The sequence below is a fragment of the Mesorhizobium sp. M0833 genome (assembly GCF_040319905.1).
Classification (GTDB): domain Bacteria; phylum Pseudomonadota; class Alphaproteobacteria; order Rhizobiales; family Rhizobiaceae; genus Mesorhizobium.
Genome location: NZ_JAMYOQ010000005.1, coordinates 232,742 through 254,383, shown reverse-complemented (window position 1 = coordinate 254,383; position 21,642 = coordinate 232,742). Strand labels below are relative to the sequence as shown.

Sequence of the window (21,642 nt, the reverse complement as noted above, 5' to 3'; positions counted from 1 at the left end):
GGGGGCGGGGGTGTTTTGTGGGTGTGGGTGTACCATCCGGGCTGGTTGTTTTGCGTACCCCACCCCCGCCGGGCACAAAAACCCTTCGGGTGCGGGGGGGGCCGGCGGGGCGGGCGCCCCCCCCCCCGCCCCATTCATGCCAGCCGCGACGGCGCAGGGCTGCAATTCGCAAGCCTTGTCCCTCCAGCCCGACAAAGAGCATGACAAGGAAGGATAAAAGCGAGCCGGCTGTTTCCAGGTCCAGCCTTTCGCCCAGTATCGAGAGCAGGCCCATGGCGACAAACGCCAATGCCGCCTCGACCCACAGCCGGTGCCAGGCCAGCCACAGCGGCGGCACCAGGAAGCCGAGCCAGGCAAAGCCGTCACGGATAAAGGTGGTGTCCACGCTTTCACCGCGGCCTGGCGGCTCCATCACGACATAGATGGCCATGGCGTTACCCTTTCAGGGATCCCTTGGTGGAGGGAACCGCGTCCGGCTGGCGCAGGTCGCGCTCAAGTGCCGAACGCAACACACGCGCCACGGCCTTGAAGCAGGTCTCGGCGATGTGGTGGTTGTTGGCGCCGTAATGATTGGTGATATGCAGCGTGATGCCGGCATTCTGCGCCAGCGCGTGGAAGAATTCGCGCACCAGCTCGGTGTCGAACGTACCGATCTTCGGCGACGAGAACGAAACATTCCAGACCAGAAAAGGCCGGCCGGAGACATCGATTGCCGCCCGCGTCAGTGTCTCGTCCATGGCGAGGTCGATCGAGGCGTAGCGCATGATGCCGCGCCGCTCGCCCAATGCCTTGGCCAGCGCCTGGCCGAGCGCGATGCCCGTATCCTCGACGGTGTGGTGGTCGTCTATATGCAGGTCGCCCTTGGCCTTCACGGTCATGTCGATCAGCGAATGGCGCGACAACTGGTCCAGCATATGGTCGAAGAAGCCGACGCCCGTCGAAATGTCGGATTTGCCCGAGCCGTCGACTTGAACCGACACGGAGATGTCGGTTTCCCTGGTCTTGCGGCTTATCTCGGCGGAACGGGGCGCCATGACCTCATCCTTGTTTCAGATTTGCACGTCAGGCGTTCACAGGCCTGAAAACGAAAGCCTTCTAGCAGCATGATCCGGCGATTGCCAGTTACCGCTGCGGAGCACTATCCGGCCCGGCGGATGGCCGGTTTGCAATCGTCCGGCCTATGCATACATATGGCCGATCAAGTCACTCGTAACGCACCGATCGCCTCGATGGGATCGGTGCTTGTCGGAGCAGGAAATGTCGAATGAACTCACCATGCATGCCACGACCATCCTGACCGTGCGCAAGGGCGGCAAGGTGGTGATCGCCGGCGACGGCCAGGTCAGCCTCGGCCAGACGATCATGAAAGGCAACGCCAAGAAGGTGCGCCGCATCGGCAAGGGCGGCAACGTCATCGCCGGTTTCGCTGGCGCCACCGCCGATGCCTTCACTCTGCTCGAGCGGCTCGAAGCCAAGCTCGAACAATATCCCGACCAGCTGACACGCGCCTGCGTCGAGCTTGCCAAGGACTGGCGCACCGACCGCTATTTGCGGCGGCTGGAAGCGATGATGCTGGTGGCCGACAAGTCGGTGTCGCTGGCGCTGACCGGCACCGGCGACGTGCTGGAGCCCGAATTTGGCGTCATGGCCATCGGCTCCGGCGGCAATTACGCGCTGGCAGCGGCACGCGCGCTGATGGACAGCGACAAGGGCGCAGAGGAGATCGCCCGCAAGGCGATGCAGATCGCGTCAGACATTTGCGTCTACACAAACAACAACTTCGTCGTCGAAACCCTCGATGCCGCCTGAGCGGAGCCTCCGCTATGGTTTTCGGCCGGTGACCCAGAGGGACCTGCCGATGATCGCCGGCTGGCTTGCCGAGCCGCATGTCGCCGAGTGGTGGGACGACCCAGAGACCGAGATTGCGGAGATCCGCGAGCATATCGACAGCATTTCGGTCGAGCCGCTGATCATCGAGCTGGACGGAAAGCCCATCGGCTATTTGCAGAGCTACGATCCGCATCTGGAGGACGGCCATCCCTATAGCGACCAGCCGTTCGGCACGCTCGGCATCGATCTGTCGATCGGCGTGCCCGAGCTTGTCGGGGTCGGCCACGGCTCCGCGATCGTCCGGCAGTTCGTCGAGCAGCTTTTCGAGGAAGGTACGCCGCGCGTCATCATCGACCCGGACCCCGCCAATGCACGGGCTATCCGTGCCTATGAAAAGGCCGGTTTTACGGCTATCGATCGCAGGAAGTCGGAATATGGCGATGCCGTGCTGATGGCCATTGATGCCCCAGAGGGTGATGCCGGACAGGGTGACGCAGAAGAGGGGCAATAGCAGCATGAGCGTATCCAGCGACAAAACCGTCTCGGCCTACGAAGACAGTTGGCGAATGGGGCTCCTGCTGGTTCTCGGCCTGGTCATCTTCCAGGCCGGGTTCCTCTACGGCATGGGGCGGACGCCGATCTGTACCTGCGGCTATGTCAAGCTGTGGCACGGCATCGTGCAAAGCTCCGAGAATTCCCAGCATATTTCCGACTGGTACAGCTTCTCGCACATCATTCACGGCTTCCTGTTCTATGCGCTGGCGTGGTTCCTTTTCCCGCGCTCGCCGATCGGGCTCAGGCTGGCGTTTGCGGTCGTCATCGAGGGCGGCTGGGAGCTGCTCGAGAACAGTCCTTTCATCATCGACCGCTACCGCGCTGGCACGATCTCGCTCGATTATTATGGAGACAGCATTGTCAATTCGGTGTCGGACACGCTGGCCATGGTGCTGGGGTTTGTCATGGCGCGAAGGCTTCCTATATGGGTGATCGTCACCCTCGCCCTCATCTTCGAATTCGGTGTCGGCTATCTCATCCGGGACAATCTGACACTCAACGTGATCATGCTGCTGCATCCATTCGAGTCCATTCGGCAGTGGCAAAGTGGAATTTAGTGATATGAGCACCTTCTCTCCCCGCGAAATCGTTTCGGAACTCGACCGCTTCATCATCGGCCAGAAAGATGCCAAGCGTGCGGTGGCGATTGCCTTGCGCAACCGTTGGCGCCGCCAGCAGCTCGAGGGCCAGATGCGCGAAGAGGTGATGCCGAAGAATATCCTGATGATCGGCCCGACCGGTGTCGGCAAGACCGAGATTTCACGCCGCCTGGCGCGCCTTGCCGGTGCGCCTTTCGTTAAGGTCGAGGCCACCAAGTTCACCGAGGTCGGTTACGTCGGCCGCGACGTCGAGCAGATCATCCGCGATCTGGTCGAGATCGCCATCGGGCTGGTGCGCGAGAAGATGCGCGAGGACGTCAAGGCGCGTGCCCACGTCAACGCCGAGGAACGGGTGCTCGAAGCGCTCGTCGGCAAGACGGCGAGCCCGGCCACCCGCGACAGTTTCCGCAAGAAGCTGCGCGACGGCGAGCTCGACGACAAGGAGATCGAGATCGAAGTGGCCGATACCGGCAATGGCGGCATGCCTGGCTTCGAGATCCCCGGCATGCCGGGCGCCAATATCGGCGTGCTCAACATCAACGACATGCTGTCGAAGGCGATGGGCGGCAAGAAGACCAAGTTGCGCAAGACGACCGTCAAGGAGTCCTACGGGCTGTTGATCAGCGACGAGTCCGACAAGCTGCTCGATCAGGACGAAGTGGTGCGCAGGGCTCTCGAATCGACCGAGAATGACGGCATCGTCTTCCTTGACGAGATCGACAAGATCGCCTCGCGCGAAGGCGGCATCGGTGCTGGTGTTTCGCGTGAAGGTGTGCAGCGAGACCTGCTGCCGCTGGTCGAAGGCACCACGGTTGCGACCAAATATGGACCGGTGAAGACCGACCATATCCTGTTCATCGCCTCGGGCGCGTTCCACGTCGCCAAGCCCTCCGACCTGCTGCCGGAATTGCAGGGCCGCCTGCCGATCCGCGTCGAGCTGCGGGCGCTGGAGAAGGACGATTTCGTCCGCATCCTCACCGAGACCGAAGCCAGCCTGATCAAGCAATATATCGCGCTGATGAAGACCGAAGGCGTCGACCTGGTCTTCACCGATGACGCGATCGATTCGTTGGCCGGCATCGCCGTCGACCTTAACGCCAGCGTCGAGAATATCGGCGCCAGGCGGCTGCAGACGGTGATGGAACGGGTGCTGGACGACATCTCCTATGACGCGCCGGACCGTAACGGCACCTCGGTGACAATCGATGCCGCCTATGTCGAGAAGCATGTCGGCGACCTCTCCAGAAACACGGACTTGTCGCGTTTCATCTTGTAGGAGACTCTTGATTCTCCAAGAGGCCGGGGAATTACTCCCGGCCTCCGTCAAATTCAGCCCGGCATTCCGGAGGTGTGGCCAAATGGAAGCATCCGGCAAGCTTTCGTGCCGTCCGGTGCAGGCGTCTCTCGACTCCCGGTGGAGCATTACCTAGTTTGCCGCCGATTATTTGGGCGGTGGCGCATGAAAAAACTGATCCTCGTCATTTTGGGGCTGACGCTGGCGACAGCCATGTTCGCCGCGCAAGCGGCAACGATGGTGCCGCCGGGCAACCGCAACACCGAGCAGCCTGACATACCGGGCGCATCGAGCCGGCGCACCCAGGCGACCAACACCACCTTCCAGGCGAAATACCGCAAAGTCTTTGCGCTGCTCCAGAACGATGCCGCGCTGCGCGGCAAGATCAAGCAGGCAGCCGCGGCCTATGGCATCGACCCAATGCATATCGTCGGCGCCATCGTCGGCGAGCACACCTACAATGTCGATGCCTACGACCGGCTGCAGACCTACTACGTCAAGGCGATCTCGTATTTATCGAGCAAGCTCTCCTTCGCCTATGACGGCGAGGACATCACCGATTTCGTGCTGCGGCCGCAATTCGCCAAATGCGCCGGGAAGTCCGATAGCTACGACCTATGGGAGTGCCGCGAGCAGGTGTGGAACCGGTCGTTCCGCGGCAAGACCGTCAACGGCGAGAGCTTCCCCGACGACCGCTTCGGTGCCACTTTCTTCCAACCTTATTATGCCGGCCAGACTTTTGGCCTTGGCCAGCTCAATCCGTTGACGGCGCTGGAAATGAGCGACCTCGTGCACAAGGTTTCCGGCCTGCCGGAACTCGACGTCAGCGACCCCAACGCGGTCTACAAGACCATCATGGATCCTGACCTGACACTGCCTTATGTCGCAGCAACGATCCGGAAATCGATCGACGCCTATAGAAGCATTGCCGGCTTCGACATCTCAGGCAATCCCGGCCTCACGTCGACGCTCTACAATGTCGGCAGCCCCGAACAGCGCGCCTATGCGCTGAAGGCCGAGAACGACAAGCGCCGCGCTGCGGGCGAGCCGGAAAAACTGCCTGAGGAAAATTACTATGGCTGGCTGATCAACGACAAGCTGCCGGAGCTGAAAGCGCTGTTTTAGCCAAACGCGTTCGGCCAACTATCCACGCCCTCAGCTCACGCCGCCAGCAGCGACTTCAGCTTGACCGTTTGCGAGCCTAGCGCTTCCGGCGCCGGCTTTGCCTGCTTTGCAATCAGCATCTCTGCCAGCCTGATGTCGCGGGCGACCGCGTTGCCGGGGCCGATGCCGCTTGCCGCAACCAGCCTGCCGTCCTCGGCCAGATGAAACAGGATGAAGGCGCCGTCGCCAACGTCGCGGCGAACGATGCTGCGGCCTTCGTCCGACAGGCCGGCGATCTGCAGGGTCAATCCGTACTGATCTGACCAGAACCAAGGCACCGCCGAATGCGCCTCGCCGGCGCCAAGCATGTTCCTTGCGGCGAGTGCGCCCTGCTCCTGCGCATTGCGCCAGGCTTCCAGCCGCACGCGCCGGCCGCCATAGATAGCGAGCGGAAACGAACAGCAATCGCCGGCTGCAAAGATATCCCGGTCGCTGGTGCGAAGCTCGGCGTCGACGGCGACACCATTGTCGATGGTCAGCCCCGCCTCCGCGGCAAGTCCGGTCACCGGCACGGCGCCGATACCGATCACGGCAAGATCGGCGACAATGTCGTGCCCACCGGCAAGCGCGATGCGCACTTCGGCGCCGTCATCGGCAATGGCCGCGATGCCCTCGCCGCACAGGATTTTTACGCCTTCGGCTTCATGCGCCTGATGGATGACCTGCGCGATCTCGGCCGGCACGCCCCGCATCAGAATGCGCGGCTGCGCCTCGATGACGGTGACCGCGGCACCCAGCCTGCGCGCCGCCGCGGCGAGCTCGAGCCCGATGAAGCCGCCGCCGACTATGGTGATGCGATTGCCGGCGTTGAGATGGGCACGAATGGCCAGCGCGTCGTTGAAGGTTCGGAGGTAGACGCAGCGCCCGCCAAGGCCCGGCATAGGTAGTTTGCGCGGCACCGAACCGGTCGCCAGCAGGAGCTTGTCGTAGGCCAGGGCGGAACCGTCTGACAGGCGCACGACATGCGCCGTGCGGTCGATCGCCACAGCCAGAACCGAATGGATATGCCGGATAGAGCGCTCGGCGAGGATCGCGTCGCTGGCGATCGCCTTGATCAGGGGCGCGTCGGCGACCATCGCGTCTTTCGACAGTGGTGGGCGCTCATAGGGAAGATGCGGCTCGTCGCCGACCAAGGTTACGGGGCCATTATAGCCGAGCTCGCGCAGCGCAAGGGCGGCGCGCCCGCCGCATTCGCCGGCGCCGATGACGACCATTCCCTTCGTCATCATCAACCGATCCGGACAAGGACTTTGCCGGCGTCGACTTTGACCGGATAAGTTCTTAGATCGACGCAGACCGGCGCGCCCCTGGCGGTCCCTGTCTTGTAGTTGAAGCGGCCATTGTGCTTCGGGCACTCGATGATGTCGTCCATGACCAGCCCGTCGGCCAGATGCACCTTCTCATGCGTGCAAAGCCCGTCGGTGGCGAAATACTCGTCGTCGGGGCTGCGATAGATAGCAAAGGTGCGGCCGCCATGGTCGAAGCGCATCACGTCCTCTTCGTCGATGTCCTCGGCGTCACAGGCCTCGACCCAGTCGGTCATTTACGGGTCCCTCGATTTTTGGTGCCTCGGCATGGGCTTGTCATTCGGCAGCCACCGCAGCGGTAGCGTTGTCGTTGTGGAAGTCCTCGCGATAGGGCCTCGCCGTCGGCGGCAGTTCGCGCTTGATGAAATAATCCTCATTGCGCAGCTGCCGCAGGAAGGTCGGTATCATCTCGCGGTAGCCGGCCAGGATGGACGGTGTCGGCGCCGGCAGATCGTGCTTGATCAGCTCATGCAGCCTGGGCAGCGCATGATAGGGCACCATGGGAAACATGTGATGCTCGACGTGGTAGTTCATGTTCCAGTAAATGAAGCGGCTTATCGGGTTCATGTAGACGGTGCGGCTGTTGAGCCGGTGATCGGTGACGTTTTCGGCCAGGCCGCCATGTTGCAGCAGGCCGACCATGACATGGTGCCACGCGCCGTAAAGCCTGGGCAGCCCGACCAGCATCAGCGGCAGGAACGAGCCCGTGTAGAGCGCCAGCGCAATGGTCGCGGCATAGACTGTCGTCCAGATGCGGGCAATGCGAATTGCCTTCGGCTGCTCCTGGTCGGGAATGAAGGTTCTTTCGGCCGGACTGACGATACCGGCTGCATTGCGCAGCATGTCGCTCATCGCATGCCAGGCGTCGAGAATGCCGACGAAGTTGAGCACGACGCGCAGCAGATCGGGCGGACGCATCACGGAGATCTCCGGATCGCGGCCGACGATGATGGTATCGGTATGGTGGCGCGTATGGCTCCAGCGCCAGGTCACCGGGTTGCGCATGATCATGAAGCAGGCGATCTGATAGATCACGTCGTTCATCCACTGCGTCCTGAAGGCGGTGCCGTGGCCGCATTCGTGCCAGCGTGAATCGGTGGAGGAGCCGTAGAGGACGCCGTAGACGAAGAAGAACGGCACGCACCACCAGCTGCCCCAGAACCAGACGCCGCCGGCTCCGCTCAGGATTAAGGCGCCGAGCCAGATGACCGTATCGCGGATCGCCGGGCCGTCGGAGCGCTGCATCAGCTCCTTCATCTGCTTGCGTGGCACGTCCGTGTGATACCACTCGGCCGCCGCCAGCCCGCTCTCGATGGCGAGCTTCGCGTCGCGGCCGATCAGGCTGTAGTCACGCCGGGACGCTGCTGTGGCGATCGTGTTCCCGGTTCGGAGTCCAATATCCACCATGGCGGAGGCCTCGATCATAGTCGGTCCGCATTCAAATAACGCCGAAGCCTGATAGGCTCAATATCACAAAGATAGTTTCTATCATTTTCCATCATAATAGTGTAAAAGCCGGACAATAGAGCGAGGCAGCGATGGCGAAACGGCCGACGATTACCGACCTGGCACGCATTTCGGGGGTTAGCGTTGCCACCGTCGACCGGGTGCTGAACAACCGGTTGCCGGTGCGCGAGGAAACCGCGCGACGCGTCTATGAAGCGGCGACCAGCATTGGCTATCACGCAGCCGGGCTGATCAAGCAGCGGATGCGCCATGAATTGCCGGAGTATCGGCTCGGGTTCCTGCTGTTGCGGCGGGAGGACGTCTTCTACAGCGAATTTGCCCGCGAGCTTGAACTGGCGGTGTCGCAGTCGCCGCGCTTTCGCGGCGTGGCGACCATCGACTTCGCCGGCTCGCTGGCGCCGGACGAGATCGTCGAGCGGATGCGCAAGCTGGCCGCCAAATCCAGGGCCGTCGCCCTGGTCGGGCCTGATCACCCGACGCTGACGGTCGCCGTCGAGGCTCTCAAGGCCAATGGCCTACCGGTGTTCTCCCTGCTTTCCGACTTTGCGTCCGGCATTCGCGAGGGCTATGTCGGCCTGGACAATCGCAAGGTCGGCCGCACCGCTGCCTGGATGATCTCGAAGGCTGCGAAGAGGCCTGGCAAGGTTGCCCTCTTCGTCGGCAGCCATCGCTTCCATGGCCATGAGCTTCGCGAGATCGGTTTTCGCTCCTTCTTTCGCGAGCAGGCGCCGGAATTCACTCTGCTCGAGACGTTGGTCAATCTGGAAGCCAACCAGATCACGCATGATGCAATGATCGAGCTTCTAGCCCGCCACCCTGATCTCGTCGGCTGCTATGTCGCCGGTGGCGGTATGGAAGGCGCGATCTCGGCACTCAGGGAGGCAAAGCCGATAGAGGTGCCGGCGGTCGTCTGCAACGAGATCACGCCCGACTCCCGCTCGGCGCTGGCGGATAATTTCCTGACGATGGTGATCTCGACGCCACTGGCAGCGCTTTGCCGCGAGCTTGTCGGGCTGATGGCGCATGCCATCGAGACCGGCGCTGCGAATGCGCCGGGCCAGACCTTTCTGCCCTTCGACATCTATCTGCCGGAAAACATCTGACGTCGCGGTCATTGGCGGCAGACATGATGTAATCTATCAGAACGCTTTCAGGCTTGGCTTGCCTGAGCGTCCGTCCAAAAGCGCTTGAAATGCCGAAAATCCATCCTTCATGGCGAAATCTCGCTTGACGCCCACGCGAAATGGAATAAATATTTCACCAACTGAGCATTTTGGTTCTTTCGTTCCGGAAGATCTGTTTCAGGCAAATGCCTCCGGAACTAAAACGGCAATCGGGAGAGAATTCCCTGCGAGATCGGGGATTCCGGGTAGATCGGTGCAGCCGGACACCAATGTGGAGGAGAAATAAAATGAAAAAACTGCTTTTGGGCGTCGCGTTCGCGGCGCTGATGAGTTCGTCCGCCTTCGCTGCCAAGATCGGCGTGTCGATGGCGTTGTTCGACGACAATTTTCTCACCGTGCTGCGCAACGGCATGATCGAGCAGGCCAAGGGCATGGACGGCGTCGAACTGCAGGTGGAGGATGCGCAGAACGACGTCGCCAAGCAACTCGACCAGATCAAGAACTTCGCCGCCTCGGGCGTCGACGCCATCATCGTCAACCCGGTCGACACCTCGGCGACCCAGGCGATGTCGGACGCAGCCGCCGCTGCCAAGATTCCACTGGTCTATGTCAATCGCGAGCCGGTCAACGTCGACACGCTGCCCGAAAACCAAGCCTTCGTCGCTTCGAACGAAGCCGATTCCGGCACGCTCGAGACCAAGGAGGTCTGCCGCCTGTTCAAGGAGGCCGGCAAGACTGAAGCCAACGTCTATGTGATCATGGGCGAGCTGTCGAACCAGGCAGCAGTGCAGCGCACCAAGGACATTGACGACGTGATCGCCACGCCGGAGTGCAGCTTCATCAAGATCATCGATAAGCAGACGTCGAACTGGAAGCGCGAAGAAGCGCAGAACCTGATGACCAACTGGCTGTCGACCGGCAAGCCGTTCGACGGCGTCATCGCCAACAATGACGAAAGCGCGATCGGCGCCATTCAGGCGATGAAGGCCGCCAACATCGACATGAAGTCGGTTGTCGTCGGCGGCGTCGACGCTACCCAGGACGCGCTTGCGGCGATGCAGGCGGGCGATCTCGATGTGACGGTGTTCCAGGACGCGGCCGGCCAGGGCGCCGGCGCGCTTGACGCGGCGCTCAAGCTGGCGAAGGGCGAAAAGGTCGAGCACAAGGTCTACATCCCGTTCCAATTGGTCACACCGACGAATATCGACAAGTTCCTGAAGAAGAACTGAGGCAGCGGACCGGAGCGGCGCACCAGCGCCGCTCCTCCTTCTCTCTCGGCCTGAAGAGCGGCCGAAAGAGACCGTGGCTGACGGAGGAAGCACGATTGGCACAGACATCTCACGGCGTCGGCGGGCTCAGCTATGATGCGAAGCGGCGCGCATGGCCGGCCGAATTCAACGTCTTCCTGGCACTCGTCATCCTGGTCGGCGCTTTCGAGCTGATCGGCCGGGTCTTCCTGGGCGACAGCTTCCTGTTCAATACCCGCGACAATATCGATGCGATCTTCAACGAAGCGCGCCTGCAGATCATCATCCTGCAGGTGTCGATCGTCGGCATCATTGCCATCGGCGTGACGCAGGTGATCATTACCGGCGGCATCGACCTGTCCTCAGGTTCGATCGTCGGCGCCACGGCAATGATCGCCATGAGCTTCGCCCAGGTGGCGACCGTCAACGGCAACCCGAACCCCAAGGCGATGTTCATCGCCCAGGGCTGGACCGACCTGCCGGTGATCGTGCCGGTGCTGGTCGCGATCGGCTGCGGACTGCTGGCCGGCCTGGTCAACGGTGCATTGATCGCCTACACCCGCATTCCGCCGTTCATCGCCACGCTCGGCATGATGGTCACCGCGCGCGGCATCGCCAAATGGTGGTCGAAGGGACAGCCGATCTCGTTTCCGACCGAGAGTTTCGCCGCCATCGGCAAGGGGCTGATGCCGGTCATCATCTTCATATCGCTCGCGGTGCTGTTTCAGCTGATCCTGAGCTACACCAAATATGGCAAGCACTGCTATGCAATCGGCTCCAATGAGGACGCCGCGCGCATGTCCGGCATCAACATCGCCAACCACAAGATCCTCGTCTACGTCATTGCCGGCGTCCTCGCCGCGCTCGCCGCCGTGGTGCTGAGCTCGAAGAATCTCACCGCCCAGGCCGGCATGGGTGTGATGTACGAGCTCGACGCGATCGCCATGGCGGTTATCGGCGGCGTCTCGCTGTCGGGCGGCCGCGGCTCGATTATTGGGACGGTGATCGGCTCGCTGATCTTCGGCGTCATCATCTCCGGCTTCACCTTTCTGCGCCTCGACGCCTATTATCAGGAGATGGTCAAAGGCGTGATCATCGTCGGCGCAGTCGTTCTCGACCAGTGGCGCCAACGCCTGCGGGCAATGAGGGCTTGATCATGTCGGACATCGTCCTGAAGACCGAAAACCTGACCAAGTATTATGGCGGCGTCCATGCGCTGGAGGGTGCCAACTTCGAGCTGCGCAAGGGCGAGCATGTCGCTATCATGGGCGACAACGGCGCTGGCAAATCGACCTTCGTACGCCAGATCACCGGAGTCGAGCAGCGCACCAGCGGCAGGATGTGGTTCGACGGCAAGGAAGTGAATTTTGCCGGTCCGATCGAAGCCCGCGAGGCGGGCATCGAGACGGTGTTCCAGAACCTGGCGCTCGCCGACGACCTCGACGTGCCGTCGAACCTGTTCCTCGGCCGCGAGCGGGTGCTGTTCAATCTAGGACCCTTCTCGATCCTCGATCGCAAGTTCATGCGCAAGGCGACCGAGGCAGCCTTGGTCCGCACGGCGGTCAAGATCCCCAATCTTTCCAACACCATCCGCCATATGTCGGGCGGCCAGCGCCAGTGCGTGGCAATTGCCAGAACCGCGACCTTTGCTTCCAAACTCATCATCATGGATGAGCCGACGGCGGCACTCGGCGTGCAAGAGACGATGCAGGTCGAAAACATCATCCGCACGCTGAAGGAAAATGGCGAACCGCTGATCCTGATCTCTCACAACATGCGCCAGGTGTTCGACCTGGTCGACCGCATCGTCGTTTTCCGGCGCGGCCGCATCGTCGCCAATTTGCGCAAGCAAGACACCGACGGCAACGATATCGTCTCCTACATCACCGGTGCCAAGACCGGGCAGGCGGAGCTTGCGGCGTAACGGCAACGAGGCCACAGGCGCTGACACGCCTTCCCTTCCCAACCATCCTCAAAGGAAAATTCTTCATGCCTCTTCGCTTTGCTCTTCTCGGTGCCGGCCGTATCGGCAAGGTCCATGCTCGCGCCGTTGGTTCCAATCCGCAGGCCAGGCTGGTTGCAGTTGCCGACGCCTTCGAGAAGGCGGCGACCGATCTGGCCGCTGCCTATGGCGCCGAAGTGCGCAGCATTGATGCGATCGAGAAGGCCGGCGATATCGATGCGGTCGTTATCTGCACGCCGACCGACACTCATGCCGATCTGATCGAGCGCTTCGCCAAAGCGGGTAAAGCGATTTTCTGCGAGAAGCCGATCGACCTCGACGCCGCCAGGGTGGAACGTTGCCTGGCCGTCGTCGACAAGGCCGGCGCCACCCTGATGGTCGGCTTCAACCGCCGCTTCGATCCGCATTTTGCCGCCGTGCGCAAGGCGATCGACGACGGCGCCATCGGCACCGTCGAAATGGTGACGATCACCTCGCGCGATCCCGGCCCGCCGCCGCTCGACTATATCGGCCGCTCGGGCGGCATCTTCCGCGACATGACCATTCATGATTTCGACATGGCGCGCTTCCTGCTCGGCGAGGAGCCGGTGGCGGTCAGCGCGCACGCTTCGGTGCTGGTCGACAAGAAGATCGGGGAAGCCGGCGACTTCGACAGCGTCAGCGTCATCCTCGAAACCGCCTCCGGCAAGCAATGCGTCATCTCCAACTCGCGCCGCGCCACCTATGGCTACGACCAGCGCATCGAGGTGCATGGCTCGAAAGGCATGATCGCGGCCGAAAACCAGCGGCCGGTGTCGATCGAACTGGCCAACGAGAAAGGTTATACGCGGCCGCCGCTGCACGATTTCTTCATGACCCGTTATCTCGACGCCTATGCCAACGAGATCGCCGCCTTCATCGCGGCAGCGACGTCGGGCAAGAAGGCGGCGCCGAGCGGCCAGGATGGCCTGGTGGCGCTCAGGCTGGCAGATGCGGCGCTGAAATCGGCCAAGGAAGGCAAGACCGTCCGCCTCGACAAAACAATCTGACTATCAAACACAGGAGCAAGGCGATGAACGGTTCAGCTGGTCGCAATTCCGAAACATGCGCCATCGTCACCGGCGGCGCACAAGGCATCGGCTTTGCCGTCGCCGAAGCGCTGGCCGATGAGGGCTGCCGGGCGCTGGCGCTGATCGGCCGCTCGCAAGAGAAAGGCGACAAAGCTGTCGCCACTCTCAAGCGGGCAGGCGTCGATGCCATCTTCATCAGCGCCGATGTCTCAGAGGTGGCCGACTGCAAGCGTGCGGTCGAAATGGCGATTGGCCATTTCGGTACGGTCAACGCGCTGGTCAACGCCGCTGCCACCTCGGCTCGCGGCTCGCTGGTCGAGACCTCCGAGGATCTCTTCGACCAGATATTCCAGACCAATGTGCGCGGTCCGTTTTTCCTGATGCAGGGCGTGGTGGCGCATTTGCTGGCGCGCAAGGCACCGGGCTCGATCGTCAACGTGCTGTCGATGTCGGCGCATTGCGGCCAGTCGTTCCTGGCACCCTATTCGTCGAGCAAGGGTGCGCTGGCGACACTGACCAAGAATGTCGCGAATGCCTATCGCGGCAATCGCATCCGTTGCAATGCGGTGCTGCCCGGCTGGATGGACACCGAGGGCGAAGCGATCGTGCAGAAAAAATGGCACGACGCGCCGGACGACTGGCTGGAAAGGGCCGAGGCCGCACAGCCGATGGGTCAATTGGTGAAACCGGCACAGCTTGCCCGATTGATCAGCTATATGATCAGCCCGCAGTCCGGCGTCATGACCGGATCGCTGGTCGACTACGACCAGAGCATTGCGGGGGCGTCGCCGGAATAGTGTCGCGGCGCACCCTGACGCTCTGGTCAATGGGCAGAACGCCCATCGCTTCGTCATCCTGGGGCGGAGCAAGGAGCGAAGCGACGCGGCGCAGACCCCAGGATCCATGCCGCGCCTTCAGAGCGCCGCAACGGTGCAGAATTCTGCTCCGCTGCACCCCTCGGCCAACGTTACGGCATGGATCCCAGGGTCTTCGCGACGGAGCTTCGCTCCTGCTTCGCCCTGGGATGACGAAGTTGCGGAGGCTTCGACCAATCCCGAATTGGCTGCCAACAGGCCTCCAACCCCTCGGATCCCGTGCGCAGCGCTACTACGCAGCCTCATCACCCACGTGACAAGCGCCCCGGCATCGATTATATGAACCCCATGATCAACCTGACCGCCACGTATTGGTACTTTAGCAGCTCGCTGGCGGCGGGAGGATTGCGCTCGATCTGAAGATTGCAGCATCAAAAATCCGACAGCCGCCAGACCTGGCGGCTTTTTTGTTTGCCGGCAGGTCTCCTAAAGCATGATCCCGAAAAGTGGCATCCGGTTTTCGGAAGAGATCATGCTCCAACAAACAGGAGCAGAAAGCCGTGTTGACGACCACAGACGATCTTCGGGTCAAAGAAATAAGGGAATTGAGCACGCCGGACGAGGTGATGCGGGAGATACCGCGCACGCTGACGGCGACGCGCACCGTTGCCGCATCACGCAACGCGATCCACGCCGTGCTGACCGGCGCCGATGACCGGCTGGTGGTTGTCGTCGGCCCCTGTTCGATCCACGACCCGGCGGCTGCCGTGGACTATGCCAGTCGTCTGGCGACGCTGCGCGAAAGCCTGTCGGACCGGCTGGAGATCGTGATGCGGGTGTATTTCGAGAAGCCGCGCACGACGGTCGGTTGGAAAGGCCTGATCAACGATCCCGATCTCGACGGCAGCTTCAACATCGACAAGGGGTTGCGGATGGCCCGCAACGTGCTCTCCGCGGTCAACAATCTCGGCCTTCCGGCGGCCACCGAATTCCTCGACATGGCCACCCCGCAATATATTGCCGACCTCGTCGCCTGGGGCGCGATCGGCGCGCGCACGACCGAGAGCCAGATCCATCGCGAACTGGCGTCAGGCCTGTCCTGCCCGGTCGGCTTCAAGAACGGCACCGACGGCAATTTGCGGATCGCCGCCGAAGCCGTGAAATCCGCCGCCCAGCCGCATCATTTCATGGCGGTGACGAAAGGTGGGCGCAGCGCCATCGCTACGACCACCGGCAACGAGGACTGCCACGTCATCCTGCGCGGCGGTATTGTGCCGAATTATGACGCGGCAAGCATTGCTGCTGCCTGCGCGGAACTCGGCCGGATCGGCGTGGCGCCGCGGCTGATGATCGATGTCAGCCACGCCAACAGCAGCAAGAAGCCGGAAAACCAGCCAGGGGTGGCAGCCGAGGTGGCGTGCCAGGTCGCGGCGGGCGACGAGCGCATCATCGGCGTTATGATCGAGAGCAACCTTGTAGCCGGCCGGCAGGATGTCGTGCCCGGCAAGCCGCTTGTCTATGGCCAGAGCATCACCGATGGCTGCATCGACTGGGCAACCACCGAGACGGTGCTTTACGGCCTTGCCGACGCGGTCGAGCGGCGCCGGTCGGTGCGACGCGCCATGATGTTAAGCCGTCCGGGAGCCGCGTGACCCGGCCGGCGCCGCTGCCACGAACGTTGCCCTTCAGGCTCGGAATTCACGCCGCCTTCAAGCCTTCCCAGGCGGTGAGCGCCGAAACCGCAACGAGAAGCAGTCCGGCCGCCCGGCCGGCAAGAGCGGTTGCCCTTGGATTGGCGACCAGCAGATCCCGGCTGCGACCGGCGGTAATTGCGAGTCCGCCATAGACAGCGAACTGCGTGGCGATCGTCATCAGCCCCATGATGATCGCCTGCATCCAGATCGGACCGTAATCCGGCCTCAGAAACTGCGGATAGACGGCAAGAATAAAGAGATAGGCCTTTGGATTGATCAGGCAGGTCATGATCCCCTGGCGAAAGGCCTTCCATGCGGAGCGGCTGGCGGCAGGGCCGTCATGGCCGACGGTGATGGAGCTGCGCATCAGCGTGATGCCGATAAAGGCCATGTAGGCGGCGCCGGCAATCAGCAGCGGATTGAAGAGGATCGGCAAGAAATGCATGAGCAGGCCGACGCCGAGCGCGCCGTTCAGCGTATGCACCACGCCGCCCAGCATGATGCCGCCGGTCGCCGCAAGCCCTCTGCTGCTGCCGCCGGTCAGCGCATTGGCAAGCACGAAAAGCATGTCCATGCCGGGCACGATGATGATGCCGACAAGGAGGAGAAAGAAGAGCCAGAGGTTTGCCGCGTAGTCCATGTCAGTTGCCTGTCGCCTCATGCAGGCGAGCTGCAGAGGAACTTGTTGATTTTCAATTCGATAGGCGATCCTATAGGTCAGTCCAACTGACGAGGTGTTGTCAGTTGCCTTCGGGCCGAGTGAGGGAATGCGCAAGGCGTCGCGTCTGTTCGAGATCATCCAGATCCTGCGGCTGGCGAGGAAACCGGTGACGGCGGCAATGATCGCCGAGCGGCTGGAGGTGACGGTGCGCTCGGTCTATCGTGACATTGCCGCGCTGCAGGCGATGCGCGTGCCGATCGAGGGCGGGCGCGGCATCGGCTACATATTGCGTCCTGGCTTCGACTTGCCGCCGTTGATGTTTTCGATCGAGGAGATGGAGGCGATCGTACTGTCTCTCGCGCTGCTCGAACGCACGGGCGACAGCGAGCTCAAGCAGGCGGCCAAGCGCGTCAGCGCCAAGATCGCCGGCGCGGTGCCGCCGCCTTTGCGCCAAACGCTCGACGCCAATCAGTTGCATGCATGGGGTTTTGCCGCGCCATCGGCCTCCGCGGTCGATCTGGCGTTGGTGCGCCGTGCCATCCGCGACGAGGCCAAGCTGGACCTTTCCTACCGCGACGAACTGGGGCCGAGCCACCGAGCGCATCATCTGTCCGATCGCCCTCATCTACTACTCCGAAACCGCCAACATCGTTGCCTGGTGCGAGCTGCGCCAGGCAATCCGCAATTTCCGCAGCGACCGGATCGAGGATTGCCAGGCGACGGGACTATGGTTCAAGGGTGAAGGCGACGGTTTGCGGCAGGTCTGGGTGAACGGTGGGAAACGGACACCTCGGCCGCAGGCGGCTGACGCGGCCACTGTGAAGCGGATACCGGGCGAGGGGCTACCTCACGTCCTCCCAGCGGCTCTCACTGAACGACCTGGCCATCGCGTGCACGGTGCGCTCGATCTCCAGGCCTTCGTCGAAGTCGATGATGCGCGCCGGCTTGCCGGCCAGCCGCGTCAAAAGTTCCCTGCATTCGATGATCTTGAGGTCGTTGAAGCCAAGCCCGTGGCCGGGTGCCGGCAGGAAGGCGTCGTAGGGCTTGTGGTGCGGCGCCACCAGGATGGTGCGATAGCCTTGCTCGGTCGGCCGGTCGGCTGTCAGATAGAGCTGGAACTCATTCATCCGCTCCTGGTCGTACAGGATCGAGCCCTTCGAGCCAAAAATCTGGATGGCGATCCGGCCTTTGCGGCCCCAGGCCGAACGGTTGACGAGCAGCGTGCCGGCGATGCCGTTTTCGAGATGCATCAGGATACTGGCGATGTCGTAGGTTTCGACCGCGCGGCGCCCGCCAGAGACGACGCGGCGTTCGGCATAGGGTTTGGCCATGTCGCACATGACGCGGGCAACGCGGCCGAACAGCACGGCGATGAGCGAAAGCGGATGCACGGCGAAATCGTCGAGCGCGCCGTAACCGGACGCCGCCTCGTGCTTCCAGAAGAACAGCGCCTCCGGATCGGCCATGAAGTCCTCGTCCATCTCGATGCGCAGATGGTTGACCTCGCCGATGATCTTCTCGTCGAGCAGCGCGCCGATATGGCGGATTGCGGGGTTCTGGATGTAGTTATAGCCGAGCGCGGCGACTTTGCCGGACTTTTGGGCTGCCGCAGCCATTGCTTGCGCCTCCGCAAAACTCGGCGCCATCGGTTTTTCACACCACAGATGCTTCCCGGCTTCGAGGATGGCGATGGCCATTTCCGGGTGGAACTGGTTCGGCGTGGTCAGCGAGATGACATCGACGTCGGGATCGTCGACCACCGCGCGCCAGTCACCGGAGGCCCTGGCGAAGCCGAATTCGCTGGCACGGCGTTTGGCAAGGTCCTCGTTGACCTCGCCCAGATGAACCAGCCTTGGCTTGTCCACATCGGGAAAGACGGTACCAACCGCGTTCCAGGCAATGGCGTGGCACTTGCCCATGAAGCCCGTGCCGATAAGACCTACCCCGACCATCCGCTTGCCTCCCTGTGTGCAAAGTTTGTGTGGATGAATTAGTCCATTTTGTCTGCAGATGGAACGCTTGTCTCATTTTTTATGGTGTTCTTGCACAGGCCCGCTATGATGGGGCACAGAGGGAACCAGACGATGGGCCTGGGCGGAGCGACGATGGACGAACGGGTGCCGCGCGATTTCGAGACGCTGCGGGCGACGATCCTGGAGCGGCGCCAGAGCCTGCCGAAACGTATCGCCCAGATCGCCGCCTATGCGCTCGACAACCCAGACGATATCGCCTTCGGCACCGCCGCCAGCATCGCCGCTTCCGCCGGTGTCCAGCCTTCGACGCTGATCCGCTTTGCCCAGCAGCTTGGTTTTGATGGTTTCACCAGCCTGCAGTTGGTGTTTCGCGAGCGTCTGCGCGAGCGCAACTCGTCCTATGATGAAAGGCTGGCGGCATTGCGCGCCAAGGCCGAGGAAGGCGCCGGCCACCGCGCGATTTTCGACGGTTTTGTTGCCGCAGCCAGCACCTCGCTCAACGACATTTCGCGCACGCTGAATGAAGACCATTTCGAAGATGCGATCGCCGTGCTGGCCAAGGCCGAAACCATTTACGTGCTGGCCAAGCGGCGCTCCTACCCGGTCGCCTGCTACATCGCCTACGCATTGGGCAAGCTCAAGATCCGCAACCAGCTGATCGAATCGGCCGCCGGCCTCAATGCGGAGATGATCGGCTTTGCCTCTCCAAGGGACGCGGTCATCGCCATAAGCTTTTCACCCTATGCCCCGGCCACCATCGAGGAGGCGCGCGTCATTTCGGAGCAAGGCGTGCCGATCGTGGCGATTACCGACTCCTCCTTTTCGCCGCTCGCCCAGTTCGCCAGGGTCTGGTTCGAGGTCGCCGAGGCCGATTTCGCCGGCTTCCGCTCGCTGTCGGCGACGATGGCCTTGGCCATGGCGCTGACCGTCGCGGTCGGCGAGAAGCGGCGCGACAGCGGCAGGAAGCGCAAGCCTTAGATCACCTCTATTGCCGTTTCGCCTCCTGCCAAAAGCCGCGCTGCGTCGCGGGCAGGCGGCGATCCGAACTGGCGGGCATACTCCCGGCTGAACTGGGAAGCACTCTCATAGCCGACAGCGAAGGCGACACGCGCCACGTTGCCCGGCTGGGCAATCAGCAGATGGCGGGCTTCCAGCAAGCGGATTTGCTTTTGATACTGGATTGGGCTCATGGCCGTCGCCGCCTTGAAGTGACGATAAAACGCAGCACTGCTCATATGGGCGATTTCGGCCAGATCCCCGACCCGAACCGGCTGATGGGGATGCGAGCGGATCCGGGCGATCGCCTGGCCAATCCGGGACAGATGGCCGTCGGCGCGCGCAAGTTCACGAAGCTTTCCGCCTTGCGGGCCTTGCAGGAGCCGAAACAGCATCTCCCGCTCGAGCATGGCCGCGAGCACGGGAATCTCCGCTGGCCGGTCAAGCAGCCGCAGCATTCGACGCAACGCGTCGAGCAGGTCGTCATCAACGGGAGAGGTGGAGAACCTGTCGCCGCCGAGGATCGGCCCGTGCTCAACGAGGAGCGCGGCGACAGCCTGCAGGTCAAGGGTCAAGCCAATGGCCAGATAAGGACGTGCGGCGCTCGCTTCGACTATCTGGCTGATGCTGGGCGTCTCGACAGTGTAGATAAAATAGCTGGCCGGGTCGTAACGAAGAGCCCGGTCGCCGATCAGAACCGTCTTCGCGCCCTGCAATACGAATAAGACCCCCGACCCCCACACACCCGGCAATGGCGCCGTCGCGACTTCGCTGCGGCCGATCGAAACGCGGGGAATCGCCGTTCTTATTCTTCGCCCGCGCGCATGGCGGCCGGCGATTTCGATCAACTCCTGCAGCGCCTCGCTCATTGCGCCAGCATCGCGCATTCGCACCGGCCGCGCAACAGCGTGAGAGGATTAGGCAAGAGCTGGAGAGTTTCCGGCGCGCGGCGCCCGCTGCCTCGCGCCATTTGTGGGTCTTCCACAGCAAACATGGAGATACGATATGACGACATCGAAAACTGCGCTGGTGACCGGCGCCAACAAGGGTATAGGCCGTGAAATCGCCCGGCGAATGGCGACCATGGGCTTCAAGGTCTGGCTCGGCGCCAGGAGCGCCGAACGCGGCATGGCGGCGGCGCAGGCATTGCGCGCCGAAGGCCACGACGTGGAGTGGCTTGAGCTGGACGTCACGAGGGATGACAGTGTGAAGGCGGCAGCCGAGGCGTTCAGGCAGGCCAGCCCCCGCCTTGACGTGCTGGTGAACAACGCCGGCGTCGCCATCAACTACGACCTGCCGCCGAGCCAGCAGCGGATCGCCGATATCCAGGCCACCTACGACGTCAATGTCTTCGGCCCGATCCGCGTGACCCAGGCATTCCTGCCGCTGCTGCTGGCAGCACCTGCTGCCCGGATCGTGATGGTGAGCAGCTCCACCGGCTCCATCGGCCGGGCGCTGGATCCCGCCACCGCGAACCACGCCGTCAATATGATGAGCTACGGCAGCTCCAAGACAGCGTTAAACGCCATCACGGTGGCCTTCGCCAGGGAGCTCGCACCGCAAGGCATCAAGGTCAACGCCGCCGCGCCTGGCTACACTGCCACCGATCTCAACGGGTATAAAGGTCACCGTACGGTGCAGCAGGCGGCGGAGATCGTCATTCACCTGGCGACCTTGGACGCCGATGGCCCGACCGCCGGCTACTTCAACGATGATGGCCCACTTCCTTGGTAAATCAGCTGGTCTCAGTGGTAGACACTTGACGTTCGTCTGACTTCAAAGTTTCTGAACGCGCGAGCTTTGCACAGCACTTTTCAGCTTGGGAATGCTCGTTCCATATTGACTATGGATTGGAATTATTATTTCATATTGCTGGCGCCACGCTGCCGCTCGCGCGTGTTACC

The 21,642-nt window shown here is 62.4% G+C and carries 23 protein-coding genes; 16 read left to right on the top strand and 7 right to left on the bottom strand.

Features of this window, described 5'->3' with window-relative positions; all coding sequences use genetic code 11:
* Positions 1-430 (bottom strand): DUF2628 domain-containing protein (locus NKH98_RS08795; RefSeq protein ID WP_352897686.1); only part of this gene is annotated, 430 nt, incomplete at its 3' end.
* A gap of 4 nt (positions 431-434) precedes the next feature.
* Positions 435-1,034: an imidazoleglycerol-phosphate dehydratase HisB gene (gene hisB / locus NKH98_RS08790; RefSeq protein WP_352647742.1), complete on the bottom strand. Its 600-nt coding sequence runs from the start codon at positions 1,032-1,034 to the stop codon at positions 435-437.
* Between the two features lie 223 nt (positions 1,035-1,257).
* Between hisB and hslV the strand changes: the two genes are divergently transcribed.
* The 5 genes from hslV to NKH98_RS08765 all read left to right on the top strand — a co-directional run bounded on the left by hslV (position 1,258) and on the right by NKH98_RS08765 (position 5,403).
* Positions 1,258-1,809, top strand: coding sequence for an ATP-dependent protease subunit HslV (gene hslV, locus NKH98_RS08785; protein WP_254815927.1), 552 nt, complete (start codon positions 1,258-1,260; stop codon positions 1,807-1,809).
* Entirely contained in the window at positions 1,799-2,341 is a 543-nt protein-coding gene (locus NKH98_RS08780) for a GNAT family N-acetyltransferase (RefSeq protein ID WP_352477085.1), read from the top strand. The genes hslV and NKH98_RS08780 overlap by 11 nt, the downstream gene beginning before the upstream one ends.
* Positions 2,342-2,345: 4 nt before the next feature.
* Positions 2,346-2,942: a DUF2585 domain-containing protein gene (locus NKH98_RS08775; RefSeq protein WP_352897684.1), complete on the top strand. Its 597-nt coding sequence runs from the start codon at positions 2,346-2,348 to the stop codon at positions 2,940-2,942.
* Positions 2,943-2,946: 4 nt separating this feature from the next.
* Complete coding sequence (gene hslU / locus NKH98_RS08770; RefSeq protein ID WP_352477083.1) at positions 2,947-4,260, top strand: ATP-dependent protease ATPase subunit HslU; 1,314 nt, start codon at positions 2,947-2,949, stop codon at positions 4,258-4,260.
* Between the two features lie 183 nt (positions 4,261-4,443).
* Positions 4,444-5,403, top strand: a complete 960-nt coding sequence (locus NKH98_RS08765; RefSeq protein WP_352897682.1) for a DUF1402 family protein — start codon at positions 4,444-4,446, stop codon at positions 5,401-5,403.
* 35 nt (positions 5,404-5,438) lie between these two features.
* On the opposite strand, the gene NKH98_RS08760 is transcribed toward NKH98_RS08765, so the two are convergent.
* Genes NKH98_RS08760 through NKH98_RS08750 form a run of 3 tightly spaced genes read right to left on the bottom strand, consistent with a single transcriptional unit; the run spans position 5,439 to position 8,156 of the window.
* Positions 5,439-6,668 (bottom strand): NAD(P)/FAD-dependent oxidoreductase, encoded by a 1,230-nt coding sequence (locus tag NKH98_RS08760; protein ID WP_352897711.1) that lies wholly within the window; start codon positions 6,666-6,668, stop codon positions 5,439-5,441.
* A 2-nt stretch (positions 6,669-6,670) separates the two neighbouring features.
* Entirely contained in the window at positions 6,671-6,985 is a 315-nt protein-coding gene (locus NKH98_RS08755; RefSeq protein ID WP_352897680.1) for a MocE family 2Fe-2S type ferredoxin, read from the bottom strand.
* 40 nt (positions 6,986-7,025) lie between these two features.
* Positions 7,026-8,156: a fatty acid desaturase family protein gene (locus NKH98_RS08750; RefSeq protein WP_352897709.1), complete on the bottom strand. Its 1,131-nt coding sequence runs from the start codon at positions 8,154-8,156 to the stop codon at positions 7,026-7,028.
* A 131-nt stretch (positions 8,157-8,287) separates the two neighbouring features.
* Here NKH98_RS08750 and NKH98_RS08745 point away from each other — a divergent pair, with 131 nt between their 5' ends.
* The 7 genes from NKH98_RS08745 (at position 8,288) to NKH98_RS08715 (ending at position 16,066) form a co-directional block, all read left to right on the top strand.
* Positions 8,288-9,319 carry a LacI family DNA-binding transcriptional regulator gene (locus tag NKH98_RS08745; protein ID WP_352897678.1) on the top strand — a complete coding sequence of 344 codons (1,032 nt, stop codon included), beginning with the start codon at positions 8,288-8,290 and terminating at the stop codon, positions 9,317-9,319.
* A 308-nt stretch (positions 9,320-9,627) separates the two neighbouring features.
* Positions 9,628-10,569 (top strand): sugar ABC transporter substrate-binding protein, encoded by a 942-nt coding sequence (locus NKH98_RS08740; RefSeq protein ID WP_352897676.1) that lies wholly within the window; start codon positions 9,628-9,630, stop codon positions 10,567-10,569.
* A gap of 95 nt (positions 10,570-10,664) precedes the next feature.
* Positions 10,665-11,741 carry an ABC transporter permease gene (locus NKH98_RS08735; RefSeq protein ID WP_292655972.1) on the top strand — a complete coding sequence of 359 codons (1,077 nt, stop codon included), beginning with the start codon at positions 10,665-10,667 and terminating at the stop codon, positions 11,739-11,741.
* A 2-nt stretch (positions 11,742-11,743) separates the two neighbouring features.
* Positions 11,744-12,511, top strand: a complete 768-nt coding sequence (locus NKH98_RS08730) for an ATP-binding cassette domain-containing protein (RefSeq protein ID WP_254815918.1) — start codon at positions 11,744-11,746, stop codon at positions 12,509-12,511.
* A 65-nt stretch (positions 12,512-12,576) separates the two neighbouring features.
* Positions 12,577-13,578, top strand: a complete 1,002-nt coding sequence (gene iolG / locus NKH98_RS08725; RefSeq protein ID WP_352897674.1) for an inositol 2-dehydrogenase — start codon at positions 12,577-12,579, stop codon at positions 13,576-13,578.
* 23 nt (positions 13,579-13,601) lie between these two features.
* Positions 13,602-14,396 (top strand): SDR family oxidoreductase, encoded by a 795-nt coding sequence (locus tag NKH98_RS08720; RefSeq protein ID WP_352897672.1) that lies wholly within the window; start codon positions 13,602-13,604, stop codon positions 14,394-14,396.
* 578 nt (positions 14,397-14,974) lie between these two features.
* The gene (locus NKH98_RS08715) at positions 14,975-16,066 is read left to right on the top strand and encodes a 3-deoxy-7-phosphoheptulonate synthase (RefSeq protein WP_352897670.1); all 1,092 of its coding nucleotides are present in this window, start codon (positions 14,975-14,977) and stop codon (positions 16,064-16,066) included.
* Positions 16,067-16,112: 46 nt separating this feature from the next.
* Here NKH98_RS08715 and NKH98_RS08710 read toward each other — a convergent pair whose 3' ends face one another.
* On the bottom strand, positions 16,113-16,748 hold the full coding sequence (locus NKH98_RS08710; RefSeq protein WP_352897669.1) for a LysE family translocator: 636 nt from the start codon (positions 16,746-16,748) through the stop codon (positions 16,113-16,115).
* Between the two features lie 127 nt (positions 16,749-16,875).
* Here NKH98_RS08710 and NKH98_RS08705 point away from each other — a divergent pair, with 127 nt between their 5' ends.
* The 3 genes from NKH98_RS08705 to NKH98_RS08695 all read left to right on the top strand — a co-directional run bounded on the left by NKH98_RS08705 (position 16,876) and on the right by NKH98_RS08695 (position 19,720).
* Complete coding sequence (locus tag NKH98_RS08705) at positions 16,876-17,511, top strand: helix-turn-helix transcriptional regulator (RefSeq protein ID WP_502894216.1); 636 nt, start codon at positions 16,876-16,878, stop codon at positions 17,509-17,511.
* Positions 17,393-18,763 carry a hypothetical protein gene (locus NKH98_RS32985; protein ID WP_502894217.1) on the top strand — a complete coding sequence of 457 codons (1,371 nt, stop codon included), beginning with the start codon at positions 17,393-17,395 and terminating at the stop codon, positions 18,761-18,763. Before NKH98_RS08705 ends, NKH98_RS32985 begins: the two co-directional genes overlap by 119 nt.
* Before the next feature lie 111 nt (positions 18,764-18,874).
* A complete protein-coding gene (locus NKH98_RS08695; protein WP_352897707.1) occupies positions 18,875-19,720 on the top strand; it encodes a MurR/RpiR family transcriptional regulator in 846 nt (281 codons plus the stop codon).
* Here the strand turns inward: NKH98_RS08695 and NKH98_RS08690 are convergent.
* Entirely contained in the window at positions 19,717-20,607 is an 891-nt protein-coding gene (locus NKH98_RS08690; protein WP_352897665.1) for an AraC family transcriptional regulator, read from the bottom strand. The two genes, NKH98_RS08695 and NKH98_RS08690, sit on opposite strands and share 4 nt — an antisense overlap.
* A 136-nt stretch (positions 20,608-20,743) precedes the next feature.
* On the opposite strand from NKH98_RS08690, the gene NKH98_RS08685 reads away from it, so the two are divergent.
* Complete coding sequence (locus tag NKH98_RS08685) at positions 20,744-21,472, top strand: SDR family oxidoreductase (RefSeq protein ID WP_352808088.1); 729 nt, start codon at positions 20,744-20,746, stop codon at positions 21,470-21,472.
* Positions 21,473-21,642 lie beyond the last annotated feature (170 nt).